Here is a 12,905-nt window from a genome sequence, read left to right on the forward strand (position 1 = left end):
CGCGGTGCGTCGAAGACGCTTCAGAAGGCATTGAGGTTCCCGAAGGGGGCAAAGATGGGGCGCGCGGGCGCCGTCCGGCACCCTGGGCGCGCCCGTCGCGGCTCTTGGTTAACGGCAGGAGGGTGCAGCCTCAGGCGCTCGCATAAAGCCCTTCGATTTCAGTGGCATACTTCTTCTGAATGTTGGAGCGGCGCACCTTCATGGTGGCGGTCACCTCGTCATCGTCGTGGTCGAGCTCCTTCACCAGGAGATGGAAGCGGCGGATGTGGGAGACCTGGGCCAGCTGGGCGTTGGCTGCGGCGATCTCGCCCTCGATCAGCTCGCGCACCTTGGGATGCTCGGCCAGCGAGCGGAAATGGGTGTAGGCCACGCCCTTCTCCTCGGCCCACTTTCCGACCGTCTCGGCGTCGATCTGCACCAAAGCGGACACATATTTGCGTCGCTCGCCGATGACGATGCACTCCTTCACATAGGGGCTCGCCTTGACGGTGTTCTCGATCTCGGAGGGGGAGAGGTTCTTTCCTCCGGCGGTGATCATGATGTCTTTCAGCCGGTCGACGATCTTGAGCTGCCCCTGCACCATTTCCGCCACGTCACCCGTATGGAGCCAGCCGTCGCGGATGGCGGCGGCGGTGGCGTCGGGGGACTTGTAATAGCCGGCAAAGACGATGTCGCCGCGCACCAGGATCTCGCCTGTCTCCGGGGCAAGGCGCATCTCCACGCCGCGGGCCGGGCTGCCGACGCACGCCGGCACCAGATGATCCAGCCGCTGCCCGCAGGCGAGGCCCGAGGTTTCGGTGGCGCCATAGACTTCCACCAGGGGGACGCCCAGGGTGCGGAAGAAGCGGACGATCTTGGCCGAGATGGGGGCGGCGCCGGTCATGGCCACCTTGCAATGGGTGAGGCCGATATAGTTCTGGAGCGCCCGAAAGACCGCCACATAGCAAACCGCAAAGATCGCACGCTGCGCCAAGGTGCGGCGGGCGGGTGGCACTTCGGCGAAGGGCTCGCACAGGGCGTAGGCCCGCTCGAACAAGGCGCGGCGCACGCCGCCGGCCTCGATGAGCTTGATGTAGATGGAGGCGTTCAGCTTCTCCCAGATGCGTGGCACGCCCAGGAACATGGAGGGCGCGACCTCCCGCAGGTCCTCCTGAACGGTGCGGATGCTCTCGCCGAAATTGATCTGCGATCCCAGATAGATGGGTGCCATGGTGGTGAGCATCTGCTCGGCCACGTGGCAGAGCGGCAGGTAGGACAGATGCGTGGTGGATGCATCCAGGGAAAGCGTGTCCACCACCGCGATGGCCTCGGCCCTGAGGTTGCGATAGCTGAGCATCGCGCCCTTCGGCTTGCCCGTGGAGCCGGAGGTGTAGATCATCAGCCCGATGTCATCGAGGCTCTGACGCGAGAGGCACTCCTCGATGAGGCGGGGATGCGCGGCGCCATACGCCCGGCCGAGCTCTTCTAGCGCCGCGAACGAGATGACGAGGCCGTCCGGATAGGCGCGCAGCCCCTTCTGCTCGATGACGACGATGCGCTTGACCTTGGGCAGTTCGGCCTGGCGCTCCAGCACCTTGTCCACCTGCTCCTGGTCCTCGCACACGACGATCTGCGCGTCCGAATGGTCGAGCACATAGGCCACTTCGTTGGAGGGGCTGGTGGCATAGACGCCCACCGTCACCCCGCCCACGAGGCCGGCGCCGAGCTGTGCCAGCACCCATTCCACCCGGTTCTCGGAGAGAATGGCCACGTGGCCGCCCTCGACGAGGCCCATGGCCCGGAAGCCTAAGCCCGCGGCGCTGGCGCGCGTGAAATAGTCCTGGAAGCTCAGCGGCTTCCAGATGCCGAAATCCTTCTGGCGGATGGCGGTGCGCGCCCCATTCTCCTGGGCCTGGCGGCGCAGCATCTGGGGCAAGGTGAGGGCGGGGGGATCAAAGACGGGCGTCGCGGTCATGGGAGGGTCCTCAGGACAGCCAGCGCTTGCGGCGCTTGTAATGCTTCACGTCGCGATAGCTTTTCTCCGCTCCTTCGCCGCCCATGCCGAGATAGAATTCGCGCACATCCTGGTCGCGCATCAGCTTTTCAACCGGGCCGTCGATGACGACCTTTCCCGTCTCCATGATGTAGCCGTAATGGGCGACCGCCATGGCCACCGCCGCATTCTGCTCCACCAAGAGCATGGAGACGCCGCGCTCCCGGTTGATGCGGGCGATGATGGTGAAAATCTCCTCCACCAGCTTGGGCGAGAGGCCGAGGGACGGTTCGTCCAGGAGGATGAGGCTGGGCTTGGCGATGAGCGCGCGGCCGATGGCCAGCATCTGCTGCTCGCCGCCGGAGAGATAGCCCGCGCGGCTGGTGCGCCGTTCCTTCAGGCGCGGGAAATAGTCATAGACCTCGTCGAAGGGCGTGGGCGGCAGGCCCCGGCCCGACAGGGCGAAGGTGGCGGCGGTGAGGTTTTCCTCGACGGTCAGGTCTTCGAACACCCGCCGCCCCTCCATCACATGGAAAAGGCCCTTGCGGACGAGGCCGTGGGGGGAAAGCCCCGCCACGTTGCGCCCGTCGAAGGTGATGGTGCCGGCGGTGACGGCGCCATCCTCGAGGTCCAGCAGGTTGGAGATCGCCTTCAGCGTGGTGGACTTGCCCGCCCCGTTGGAGCCTAGCAGCGCCACCACGGACCCCCGCTCCACCCGGAGCGAAAGTCCGCGCAGCACCTGCACCGCCTTGTTGTAGACGACCTCGATATTGGTCACCTCGAGAATCGCGTCAGTCATGTCCGGCCCTTTGCCCGTCAGGAGGCGACGTTGATCCAGTCGGAATCCGCCACCATCAGCTTCTTGGCGGCGTCGTAGCGATAGACGCGACCGACCGGCACCGAATTGCCGGGAATGGAGACGGGAACGCCGATGATGCCGCCGGTGTCGAAGTCCTTCAGGCTATTGAGCGCCGCCTTCAGGTTCGTGCCGTTCAGCTCCTTGCCAGCGCTGAGCGTGCGCTTGGCACTCTCCAGGAACAGCATGGCCGTGAAGAAGCCCTGCATATAGGCGGTGGACTGGTATTCCGGCCGCATCTGCCGGATCTTGTCCAGCATGGGGCTCTTGCCGTCGGCGTCGTAATAATAGCGATACGGCATCACGCCCATGAAGCCGTCCGCCGGCTCGCCCACCTTGGTCCAGAGCGAATTGTCCATGGACCAGAACGTGCCCATGAACTTGGTGGCAAGGCCCATCTGCTTGGCCTGGCTCATGAACTCCGGAATGGGCGCGAGCACGTAGCCGTGGAAGATGGTGTAGTCGGGATTGGCGCGCCGCAGCTTCAGGATCTCGGTGGACACGTCCACGGCGGTGGGCGGGGTGACGATGGTCTCGGTCATCTTCAGGCCGAGCTTCTTCACCTTCTCCTGGCCCGCTGCGATGGGATCGCGTCCGAACTCGGTGTCCGAATGCACGAAGGCGATCTTCGCGCCCGGCTTCGTCTTGGCCACATATTGCAGCAGGATGTCGAACATCTGCGTGTAGTCGGGGCCGGCGATGAACTGGAAGGGATATTTCTTGGGGTCGTTCAGCTCGCTGGCGAAAGAGGCACCCGCCATCATAATGGTCTTCTTGCGGTCCAGCTCCGCATTGATGGTCTTCGAGAAGCCGGTGGAGTCGCCATAATAGAGGTTGATATTGGCCTGACTGGTGAGCTTGTTGAACACCGCCACCGACTGGTCGACCTTGTAGCCGGTATCCTCGGCCAGATACGTCACCTTGCGCCCTGCGATGCCGCCGCCATCATTGATGATCTTCACATAGTCCTGGATGCCCGCATGGATGCCGATGCCGGCAAAGGCGAACACGCCGGACAGCGGGATCGAGCCGCCGATGACGATGTCGTCCGCCGCCGCCGAGGGGCGGATGCCGAGCCCGATGGCAGCGCCCGCGCCAAGGGCCAGAGTGAGGGCCTCGCGTCTGTTCAGGTTCATGATGTTTCCTCCCGGGTTGCCCGCCTTTGCGGTCGGGTCTGTCACGTCGTCAGGTCTTGAACGGCCACAGATGAAAAAAGCGCCGCGTGCGCCGCCAGATTTCGGCAAGTCCGTGCGGCTCGAAGATCAGGAAGCCGATGATGAGCGCGCCGAACACGATGGTGCGCACCGGCGAGAGAATGGCCACCGCATCGGGCAGGATGGGGGAAAGCACGCCCACCATCAACTTCAAGACTTCCGGCACCATGGTCATGAAGATGGCGCCGAGAATGCCGCCCAAGATCGTGCCCATGCCGCCAACGATCACGGCGGCCAGGAAGAAGATGGAATAGACGAAGGGGAAGCTTTCCGGCGTCACCACCCGGAAGAAGTAGGCCCACAGCCCGCCGGCCACCCCCGCATAGAAGGAGGAGAGGGCAAAGCTCATGAGCTTGTAGCGCAGGAGCGGAATGCCCAGCACCTCGGCGGAAATGTCCCGGTCGCGGATGGCGATGAAGGCCCGGCCGATGCGGGTGCGGAACAGGTTCGCCGCCGCCAGCACCATGACCGCCATCAGGGGAAGGATCAGCCAATAGAGCGCGAAGGGACGCGACAAGGTGAGCCCGAAGACCGAGGCCGGGGCCACATTGATGCCGGACACGCCATTGGTCACCGAGGACCAGTTGGCGAAGATGAAGTGCAGGATGAAGGAGGCCGCGATGGTGGCCATGGCCAGGTAAAGGCCTTTCACCCGCAGGCTGGGCAGGCCCACCACCGCCCCCACCAAGGCGGTCATCAGGCCGGCGAGCAGGAGGTTGAGCAGGGCCGGCGTCCCGAGCCGCCCCTCCAGCACCGCCACCGTATAGGCGCCCACCCCCATGAAGGCCGCCTGGCCCAGCGAGACGAGGCCGGTGAAGCCGGTGAGGATGTTGAGGCCGGTGGTGGAGATGATGTGGATCCCCACCAGGCAGGCCAGATAGAGGAAATATTCGTTGGCGACGAACGGCAAGGCGACGAGCGCAACCGCCAGCACCACCAGCCAGGCCCGCTGGGTGGAGGTGTCGAAGAGCGCCTCGTCTGCGGCGTAGGTTTCCTTCAGCGTGCCGATGCGCATGTCACAGCCTCTCGATCTCGACCGTGCCGAACAGCCCGTAGGGCCGCACCAGCAGCACCAGCATCAGCAGGCCGAAGGTGGCCAGCATCTTGTATTCGCCCCCCAGGAAGGTGCCGGCCCACGCCTCGATGAGGCCCACCAGGATGGCGCCGATGAGCGCGCCGGAGATGGAATCCAGGCCGCCCACGATCACCACCACAAGGGCGGAGAGGCCGAACACGCCCATGGCCGGCGAGATGCCGCCCACCGCGCCCACCAGCACGCCCGCGCCGGCCGCCGCCATGCCGGCGAACACCCAGGCCAGCGAGAAGACGGCGGGCACATTGATGCCGCAGGAATAGGCCGCCGCCTGGTCGGTGGCGGTGGCGCGCAGCGCCACGCCGCCGCGCCAGAAGCGGAACACCAGAAGGAAGGCGGCAATGACCGCGCAGGAGACGGAGAAGCCGATGACCACCTTGCGGGAGACGTAGGCATCGAAGATGAACACCGCGCCGCCGCCCATGAAGTCCGGCAAGGCCGTGGGCGCCGCGCCCCAGATGATCTCCGCAAGGCCCATGAGCACCGAGCCGATGCCGATGGTCACCATGAATACCGAAATGGCATTCTCGCCCAGCATGGGACGGATGACCGTGCGCTCCAGCACCGCGCCCAGGATGCCGCCCCCCACCAGCGCCGCGGGGATGGCCACATAGGTGGGAAGGCCAAGCCCCGCCGTGAAGGAGAAGAAGAGATAGGCGCCCACCATCAGGATTTCGCCGATGGCAAGGTTCACCACGCGGGTGGCCTTGTAGATGAGCACGAAGGCAAGGCCGGTGAGCGCCAGCAGCGCCGCATTGCCGAGGCCCGCGAGCGTCACCTCGAAGAAGAACAGCCAGTCGAACTCCATCACGCCGCCTCCCGTCCCTGAATGCGGCGCTGGAGCGCCTCAAGGTCCGTGCCACCGAGATAGGCGCGGATCACGTCCGGATTGGCGGTCACCTCCGCCGGCCGGCCGCGGGCGATCACCTGGCCGAAATTGAGCACCACCACATGGTCGGAAATGTCCATGACCATGCCCATGTCGTGCTCCACCATGAGGATGGTCACGCCCCACTCCTCCTTCACGTCCAGGATGAAGCGGGCCATGTCCTCGGTCTCCTCCCGGTTCATGCCCGCGACCGGCTCGTCCAGCATCAGCACCTTCGGGCGCATGGCCAGCGCGCGGGCCAGTTCCACGCGCTTGCGCAGCCCATAGGGCAGCGTCGCCACGGGCTGGTTGCGGATGTGGTTGATCTCCAGGAGATCGATGACCTTTTCCTCGATCTCGGCGCGCAGCTCCATTTCCTCCTTCTGCGCCCGGCCCCAATAGACGAGCGCCTCCAGCAGCGAGGTCTTCATGTGGGCGTGGCGACCGAGCTTGATGTTGTCGAGCACCGTCATGCCCCGGAAGAGGGCGATGTTCTGGAAGGTACGGGCGAGGCCCAGGCGGGCGCGCTCGGGCGGGTGGGTGCGGGAAATGTCCTGCCCCTCGAAGCGGATGGCGCCTTCGCTGGGATGGTAGAAGCCGGAGATGCAGTTGAAGAGCGAGGTCTTGCCGGCCCCGTTCGGCCCGATGACGGCGGTAATGGAACCCGGCGCCACGTCGAAGGTGACGCCGGAGAGCGCCTTCAGGCCGCCGAAGGACAGGCTCATGGCATCGACCGAGAGGATGGGCGCGCTCATGCTGCGCCTCCCGCGGGCCATGCGGGCCCGGTGACGGCGCGCACGCGCTCCCCGCTGCGCGGTTGGCCTTTGCCCTGATGGGCGCGCACGACGCCGCCTGCGGCTGGTGCCGTCATGGTTTCCTCCCTCCCGGCGGCGCTTTGGCGCGCTCTTGGTGATTTTTGTGGTGCCTTCTCTCCCGGTGGCGTTGGCGCGCCGGCCGGGAGCGCTTGTTCAAAGTGTCATGTGCTGCGGCAGGCTGCGGGCGTAGACGCGCTCAACCGGCTCGTCGAGATCCCGCCCGGCCCGCTCGAAGCCCCGCCGCCAGTCATAGATATGCCGGCGCATCCACAGGCGCGCCGCCTCCAGGTCCCGCGCCGCGATGGCATCGATGATCTGGCGATGGGCGAAGATCATGCGCGCGGGGCCTTCCGGCACGCGCCGGCAGATCAGCTCGGACGTGGGAAAGAAAAGCAGGCTGCACGGCTCGCGCGACAGGGTCAGCACCCGGTTGCCGGTGGATTTCGCCAACAGGACGTGGAAGTCGAAATCCACCTGGGAAATCCGGGTCGGGTCGTTGGCGGCGGCGGCGGCTTCCAGTTCCTTCTGGTTGTCCTCCAGTTCGGCGATGGCCTCGGGCGAGGCAGCGGCCACCGCCTCCTCCGCCGCCGTCACCTCCAGCACCAGGGAGACCGAGAACAGTTCGCGGAACGTCACCTCGTGCAGCGCCAGGGCGCGGCTCATGCGCGAGGACAGGCGGTTGTAGCGGGGCAGGCAGGCATAGAGGCGCCGGTCCGGCCCGCGTTGGATGAAGCCGCTCTCCTCCAGCGCCCGGATGCCCTCCCGCACCGTGGAGCGGTTGACGCCGAACTGGCGCACCAATTCGGCCTCGGTGCCCACCGGCTCGCCCGGCAGGAGGCGCCCCGACACCACCTCGCGCTCGATCGCCTCGGCCACCAGCTGATAGGCCGGAGCAACCTGGATGCGCTCAAAACGTGTCTGCGAGGGGGCGACCATTGTTCGTCCATCCTGAACCGACAGAAGCCTAGCATGAGAAGATCGGACATTGTCAACAGTCGCTGGAGGTGGCCACGTTTCTTTATTTTGTAAGCAGTTGCGAGATGCGTTCTTCGCGAATGCAGCACAAAAGTCCGTTTGTCGGACAAACAACACTTCAGTGCATTTGGGGCGCTGCGCCCGAGCCTGCGACTCCGCCGGGCCGCGGTAAGGCATTCAGCTTTCCATCGCGCGCATCAGCCGTTATCTTCAACCGCATAAGAGTGAAGCCATTTGCGGTGGGCAGGCGCATCACTGAAGCCGTGCCTTTGGCCGGTTTCAGCCCTGGGAGGGGCGCAGGTGACGGTGTGGGGGGATAACGCCGCCAAGGTGCTCAGGCAGATTGCGGGTCGGGGGCTGATCATGATGGCAGCCATCCTGATGGTGGCGGCCATTGTCGCGATCCAGGCCTATACGCTCTGGCAGGCCCGGCAGGATGCCTGGGACAATGCTGTCCGCGGGGCCGACAACGTCCTGACCACCCTCGTCGCGGCCATCGGGCGCAATCTCACGCTCATTGATGCGTCATTGTCGGGTGTCCAGGATGGCCTGCGGCATACGGAGGTCCAGTTCGTGTCGCCGGAACTGCGCAACCTGATCCTGTTTGATCGGGCGACGGCAGCGGAGCATGTGGATGTGGTGCTGGTTCTGTCTCCAGCCGGCGACATCGTTTTCGATTCCCGCTCGCCCCTTCCCGGGCCCGGAAACTTTGCCGATCGGGATTTCTTCAAGGCGCACCGGCACAGGGACGGGGGGGCCTATCTGGGACAGCCCACCAACAGCGGGCTTCAGCCGGGCATCTGGCAGGTGACTATCAGCCGCCGCCTGACCAACCGCGACGGAACATTCGGGGGTGTCGCGGCGGCCAGCCTGCGGTCCAGCTATTTCGACGAGCTCTTCTCCGCGCTCGACCTCGGACCGGGCAGCATTCTCACCCTCATGCGAACCGATGGCGTCGTGGTGGAGCGCCACCCCACGGAGGAGGCGAATGGGGGCGCCGGCGTCGACGTGGCGGGGAAGGACGTGTTCGAGGCCATCCGCCAGGGTCGCCCCAGCGGGTTCAAGGCCGTCTCGATGTATGAGGAGAAGGAGAAGTACTTTCTTTACAAGTACATCAATGACTTTCCCCTGGTCCTTATGATCTCCATCCCGCTCGACACGGTGCTGAAGCCCTGGCGGAACCAGGCCATTGTCGTGGGTCTTCTGACCATCTGCGTCTGCGGCCTGATCCTCTTCCTGGTGGCTTTGGTGCAGCGCGCGCTCAACCAGAGCTTTTCCATGGCCGACCGGCTGAAGCTTGCGGCCTCCACGGACTTTCTGACGGGCCTGACCAACAGGCGTGACTTCGACCGCTATCTCGCCGCCGAAATGAGCCGTGCAGCCAGGGATGGCTCGGTCCTGTCGCTGGTGATGGTGGATGCGGACCGGTTCAAGCTGGTGAATGACCGGCACGGTCACCTGGTGGGAGATGAGCTCCTGCGCGAGATCGCAGCCAGCATTCGCCGCTCGCTGCTGCGGCCAGGAGACCTGGCCTCGCGCTATGGCGGCGAGGAGTTCGCCATTGTCCTGCCGGGAACAGATGGCGCCGGCGCGCGCGTGATTGCAGAGCGCATCCGAAAGGTGGTGGAAGGCACGTCCGTTCCGCTCGCCGATGGGACCCGCCTGTCCGCGACGGTGAGCATTGGGGGCGTCAGCGCCCATATCGGCCCCACCGCCCGCATGGAAAGCCTGGTGCGCCGCGCGGATGAGGCGCTCTACATGGCAAAGGGGCGGGGGCGCAATTGCGCCGTGTTGCTGGACGGATTCGGAGTGGACAGCAGTGTCACCAGCATGCTGAGCCTGATGTACGTCTGATCTGCGGAGGCAGTTCCTGTCAGGGCTTTTTGTAAAGCCGGCGACCCATGACCCAGGTCTCGTCCACCGCCCGCTCGTCGGCCACGCTCATGAGGCCGAAGAGGAGGCCGGCAGCCTCTTCCACGGTTTGGGGACGCTCCCCCTCCAGGACCATGGACTGGCGCCAGGGGAGGGCGGCCGGTCCCCCATTCCAGTCCAGCACCACGAAGTCCGCCTCCTTGCCCGGCTCGAAATTGCCGAGCATGTCATCGAGATAGAGGCCCTGCGCGCCTCCCAGCGTGATCGACCAGAAGGCGCGATAGGGCGAGAGCTTGTTGCGCTCGGCCTCGGCGGCATCCCGCCGGGCGGGATCGACGGCGCCGTCGAGGAGCGTGGCGTTGCACATCCCCACCTTGTAGGCCTCGTCCAGCACATTGAGCATGGAGAAGCGGTTGCCGCCGCCAATGTCCGAGCCGAAGGACAGCCGCACCCGGTGTTCGGGGTCCGTCGCGCGCCCGAGCCGGAACAGCCCCGATCCCAGGAACAGGTTTGAGCAGGGGCAAAAGGTGATGGAGGCCCCCGCTCGCGCCATCCGCCGGAACTCGCCGTCCGACAGCCAGACCCCGTGACCGCCCGAGAAGCGGGGGCCAACGAGGCCGTACTTCTCATAGACGGCCAGATAATCCGGGCACTCCGGAAACAGGTCCATCACGCCGCGGCACTCCGCTGGGGTCTCTGAAATGTGCGTGTTCACCCAGCAATCGGGATGTTCCGCCTTCAGGCGCTCGCAGGCCGAGAGCAGCTCGGCGCTGGCGCCCAGGGCGAAGCGGGGGGTGATGGCGTAGAGATTGCGGCCCTTGCGGTGATAGCGGTCAATGAGGCGCTTGGTGTCCGCGTAGAAATTCTCGGGCGTGTCGGTGAAGTCCTCCGGCACGTTCTTATCGATGCCGGTGAGGCCCGCGATGACACGCACATTGCGGCGGCTGGCTTCCTCGAAGAAGGCTTCGGTGGAGACGGGGGAGGCCGTGGTGAAGGCCTGGCAGGTGGTGGTGCCGGATGCCAGCAGCGCATCGAAGAAGCGGACCGCGCCCTCGCGCGCATAATCGGGATCCTTGTAGCGCAGTTCCTCCGGGATCACCCACTTCTTCAGCCAGGGCAGCAATTGCTCGCCATAGGAGCCGACCATGCGCGTCTGGGGAAAGTGAATATGGCCGTCGATGAAGCCGGGCAGGATGAGCCGGTCGGGATAATGGGTGACCGCCAGATCCGCATAGGCCGGGGCGATCTCAGGGAAGGGGCCGAAGGCGCGGATGATGCCGTCTTCCACCACCAGGAGGCCGTCGGGCAGGAAGCGGGCGGCCTGTTCCTCGGCGCCCACATGCGCCCAGGGGTCGTCCACGAAGTCAAAGAAGCAGCCGCGAATGCCCACGAGGCTCATGTGCCGGCCTTTCCCGTCGGGCGAGGCCCGCCGAGGCCCACAAGGATGGGACAGGGCGTTGTGATTTCGGCGCCCGGCCCTTCCCGCATGTCCTCTCCCATCGCCCGCCCTTTGCGCCGGACCGCCATGGCCGGCTGCTTGCTGCACTGCAGCTTACAGGCGGTGCAGCGCCACGCAAGCGCAGCAGGGGATCAGATATAGTCGACGAACGACTGGAGCGAATCCTGGTCGAGATCGCGCATTTCGGCGAGCGTGCAGGTGTCGAGCACGGTGCCGATGGCGTCTCGCACCCGACCCATGAGCAGGCGGACATGGCAATGGGTGACGTTGCAGTCCTCGCACGGCACATAGGCGTTGCGGCTGGCGCAGGGGAAAGGCGCCAGCGGGCCGTCAAGCGCACGGATCATCTCGCCGACGAGGATGTCCTCCGGCGCCTTGGCCAGCCGGTAGCCGCCCAGCTTGCCCTTCTTGCTGGTCAGGAAGCCGGCATTGCGCAGCTCGCCCAGGATCACGTCGAGGAATTTCTTCGGGATCTGATTGGCGTCCGCGATCTCCGCCACCTGGACGGACGCGCCCGGCGCCAGGCTGGCGAGATGCACCGCCGCCTTAAGCCCGTATTTTCCCTTCTTGGTCAGCATGCCTTCACCTCGATCCTCGGCTTATGGGGCGGCACGGGGATCGGGTCAACACGGGAGCAGGCCGCGGGGTGGATCTGCCCCCGGCGGCACCGGGCGGGTCACGTGTCGAGCAGGGTGACGATGGCGCCGTGCAGGCTGCGCGCGAGCGCCTGGGGACTCGTGGCATCCGGATCGGTATCGATGCGCAGCTGCGGGTGGCCGATCTTCAGCGCGAGGCGCGATTCCACCTCCAGGGCCAAGTCGTTCAAGGCGTCCCTCAGCTGGGACGTGGCGGTGGCGCCCAGTTCCGGAGCATGGACCAGCTCGCGCAGGAACTCGACACGCCCCGTGCCGTTCCCCAGCGCGCCCGCATAGAAGGCCAGGGCTGCCTCGTCCACCTGTCGGCCCAGCACCCCGAGAAAGGCGTCCCGCACGAACTGGCGGCGCTGGGCAAGGGTGCCGCCCGCGCTGCCATGCTCCGGCGCGCGACCTTCGGCGATGCGGTGCAGGCTGTCCTGGACATCCAGATGAATGAGCGCGCCGGCCCGAGGAAAATCGTCGAGGGCGTCAGCCAGGGCGGCGGTCACCGCCACCTGATCCTGGGCGAGCATGTGGCGCAGCTCGTTGAGCGGGTCGCTTGCGGCCTCCTCCAGGTCCAGGGCGCGCAAATAGGCCAGGGCCGCGTCCTGTCGGCGACCGGTGATCTTGAGCAGGTGACCCAGCTGGAGATGCGTGTCCCAGTTCATGGGGTCGGCGCCCAGGGCCCGCAGATAGGCCGCTTCCGCGCCGATCAGCTGGCCGGATTCCTTGTGGGCATGGCCGAGCTGAACCCAGATGTGGGTCATGTCCGGCTTGCGGCGCAGGGCCTCCACATAAAAGGACGCCGCCTTGCGCCAGTGGCGCTGGGCGCGCTGGGCGTCACCCAGCCGCACGCATTCGGCGGGGGAGGGGCCTTCACGGCCCAGACCCATGAAGCGCACCCCGCGCACCAGAGCGGGCGCGTCCTCCCCATCGGGGTTGAGGGCCAGTCCTTCCACCCGTCGGGCCCGCGCGCTGTCATCGAGCATCCGCCCCGCCAGCGCCGCCTCGAGCGCAAGGCAGGCGCGTTGAAAGGCCCGCATGTCGCGCGGCTCGCCCCGGGTGGATTTGGTCCGTTGCCCCATGTCTTCCGAATATCCCTGCACAGCGGCACAGTAATGCGCGGGCGCGAACGAGGAAAGCGCG

Annotated in this window: 11 protein-coding genes; 1 reads left to right on the plus strand and 10 read right to left on the minus strand. The window is 66.0% G+C overall.

Going from position 1 to position 12,905, the window contains the following annotated elements; translation table 11 throughout:
• Positions 1 to 130 precede the first annotated feature (130 nt).
• The 7 genes from PV781_RS09325 to PV781_RS09355 all read right to left on the minus strand — a co-directional run bounded on the left by PV781_RS09325 (position 131) and on the right by PV781_RS09355 (position 7,754).
• Complete coding sequence (locus PV781_RS09325; protein WP_274775354.1) at positions 131 to 1,954, minus strand: AMP-dependent synthetase/ligase; 1,824 nt, start codon at positions 1,952 to 1,954, stop codon at positions 131 to 133.
• Between the two features lie 10 nt (positions 1,955 to 1,964).
• On the minus strand, positions 1,965 to 2,771 hold the full coding sequence (locus PV781_RS09330) for an ABC transporter ATP-binding protein (protein WP_274775355.1): 807 nt from the start codon (positions 2,769 to 2,771) through the stop codon (positions 1,965 to 1,967).
• A gap of 17 nt (positions 2,772 to 2,788) precedes the next feature.
• Positions 2,789 to 3,964 (minus strand): ABC transporter substrate-binding protein, encoded by a 1,176-nt coding sequence (locus PV781_RS09335; protein WP_274775356.1) that lies wholly within the window; start codon positions 3,962 to 3,964, stop codon positions 2,789 to 2,791.
• A gap of 49 nt (positions 3,965 to 4,013) precedes the next feature.
• Complete coding sequence (locus PV781_RS09340; protein ID WP_274775357.1) at positions 4,014 to 5,057, minus strand: branched-chain amino acid ABC transporter permease; 1,044 nt, start codon at positions 5,055 to 5,057, stop codon at positions 4,014 to 4,016.
• A 1-nt stretch (position 5,058) separates the two neighbouring features.
• Complete coding sequence (locus PV781_RS09345) at positions 5,059 to 5,943, minus strand: branched-chain amino acid ABC transporter permease (RefSeq protein WP_274775649.1); 885 nt, start codon at positions 5,941 to 5,943, stop codon at positions 5,059 to 5,061.
• Entirely contained in the window at positions 5,943 to 6,758 is an 816-nt protein-coding gene (locus tag PV781_RS09350) for an ABC transporter ATP-binding protein (RefSeq protein ID WP_274775358.1), read from the minus strand. Before PV781_RS09350 ends, PV781_RS09345 begins: the two co-directional genes overlap by 1 nt.
• 213 nt (positions 6,759 to 6,971) lie before the next feature.
• The gene (locus PV781_RS09355) at positions 6,972 to 7,754 is read right to left on the minus strand and encodes a FadR/GntR family transcriptional regulator (RefSeq protein WP_274775359.1); all 783 of its coding nucleotides are present in this window, start codon (positions 7,752 to 7,754) and stop codon (positions 6,972 to 6,974) included.
• Between the two features lie 402 nt (positions 7,755 to 8,156).
• On the opposite strand from PV781_RS09355, the gene PV781_RS09360 reads away from it, so the two are divergent.
• The gene (locus PV781_RS09360; protein ID WP_274775360.1) at positions 8,157 to 9,647 is read left to right on the plus strand and encodes a sensor domain-containing diguanylate cyclase; all 1,491 of its coding nucleotides are present in this window, start codon (positions 8,157 to 8,159) and stop codon (positions 9,645 to 9,647) included.
• A 19-nt stretch (positions 9,648 to 9,666) separates the two neighbouring features.
• Here PV781_RS09360 and guaD read toward each other — a convergent pair whose 3' ends face one another.
• The 3 genes from guaD to PV781_RS09375 form a co-directional block, all read right to left on the minus strand.
• Positions 9,667 to 11,064, minus strand: coding sequence for a guanine deaminase (guaD, locus tag PV781_RS09365; protein WP_274775361.1), 1,398 nt, complete (start codon positions 11,062 to 11,064; stop codon positions 9,667 to 9,669).
• Positions 11,065 to 11,255: 191 nt separating this feature from the next.
• Positions 11,256 to 11,702 carry an RrF2 family transcriptional regulator gene (locus PV781_RS09370; RefSeq protein ID WP_274775362.1) on the minus strand — a complete coding sequence of 149 codons (447 nt, stop codon included), beginning with the start codon at positions 11,700 to 11,702 and terminating at the stop codon, positions 11,256 to 11,258.
• Positions 11,703 to 11,800: 98 nt separating this feature from the next.
• On the minus strand, positions 11,801 to 12,844 hold the full coding sequence (locus PV781_RS09375; RefSeq protein ID WP_274775363.1) for a tetratricopeptide repeat protein: 1,044 nt from the start codon (positions 12,842 to 12,844) through the stop codon (positions 11,801 to 11,803).
• Between the last annotated feature and the right edge of the window lie 61 nt (positions 12,845 to 12,905).

This window comes from Aquabacter sediminis (assembly GCF_028863665.1).
Lineage (GTDB): Bacteria > Pseudomonadota > Alphaproteobacteria > Rhizobiales > Xanthobacteraceae > L1I39.

What these genes read in the sequence shown, in the direction of transcription:
- PV781_RS09325 (WP_274775354.1), bottom strand. Translation starts at nt 1,954, where the DNA reads ATGACCGCGACGCCCGTCTTTGATCCCCCCGCCCTCACCTTGCCCCAG.
- PV781_RS09330 (WP_274775355.1), bottom strand. Translation starts at nt 2,771, where the DNA reads ATGACTGACGCGATTCTCGAGGTGACCAATATCGAGGTCGTCTACAAC.
- PV781_RS09335 (WP_274775356.1), bottom strand. Translation starts at nt 3,964, where the DNA reads ATGAACCTGAACAGACGCGAGGCCCTCACTCTGGCCCTTGGCGCGGGC.
- PV781_RS09340 (WP_274775357.1), bottom strand. Translation starts at nt 5,057, where the DNA reads ATGCGCATCGGCACGCTGAAGGAAACCTACGCCGCAGACGAGGCGCTC.
- PV781_RS09345 (WP_274775649.1), bottom strand. Translation starts at nt 5,943, where the DNA reads ATGGAGTTCGACTGGCTGTTCTTCTTCGAGGTGACGCTCGCGGGCCTC.
- PV781_RS09350 (WP_274775358.1), bottom strand. Translation starts at nt 6,758, where the DNA reads ATGAGCGCGCCCATCCTCTCGGTCGATGCCATGAGCCTGTCCTTCGGC.
- PV781_RS09355 (WP_274775359.1), bottom strand. Translation starts at nt 7,754, where the DNA reads ATGGTCGCCCCCTCGCAGACACGTTTTGAGCGCATCCAGGTTGCTCCG.
- PV781_RS09360 (WP_274775360.1), top strand. Translation starts at nt 8,157, where the DNA reads ATGATGGCAGCCATCCTGATGGTGGCGGCCATTGTCGCGATCCAGGCC.
- guaD (WP_274775361.1), bottom strand. Translation starts at nt 11,064, where the DNA reads ATGAGCCTCGTGGGCATTCGCGGCTGCTTCTTTGACTTCGTGGACGAC.
- PV781_RS09370 (WP_274775362.1), bottom strand. Translation starts at nt 11,702, where the DNA reads ATGCTGACCAAGAAGGGAAAATACGGGCTTAAGGCGGCGGTGCATCTC.
- PV781_RS09375 (WP_274775363.1), bottom strand. Translation starts at nt 12,844, where the DNA reads ATGGGGCAACGGACCAAATCCACCCGGGGCGAGCCGCGCGACATGCGG.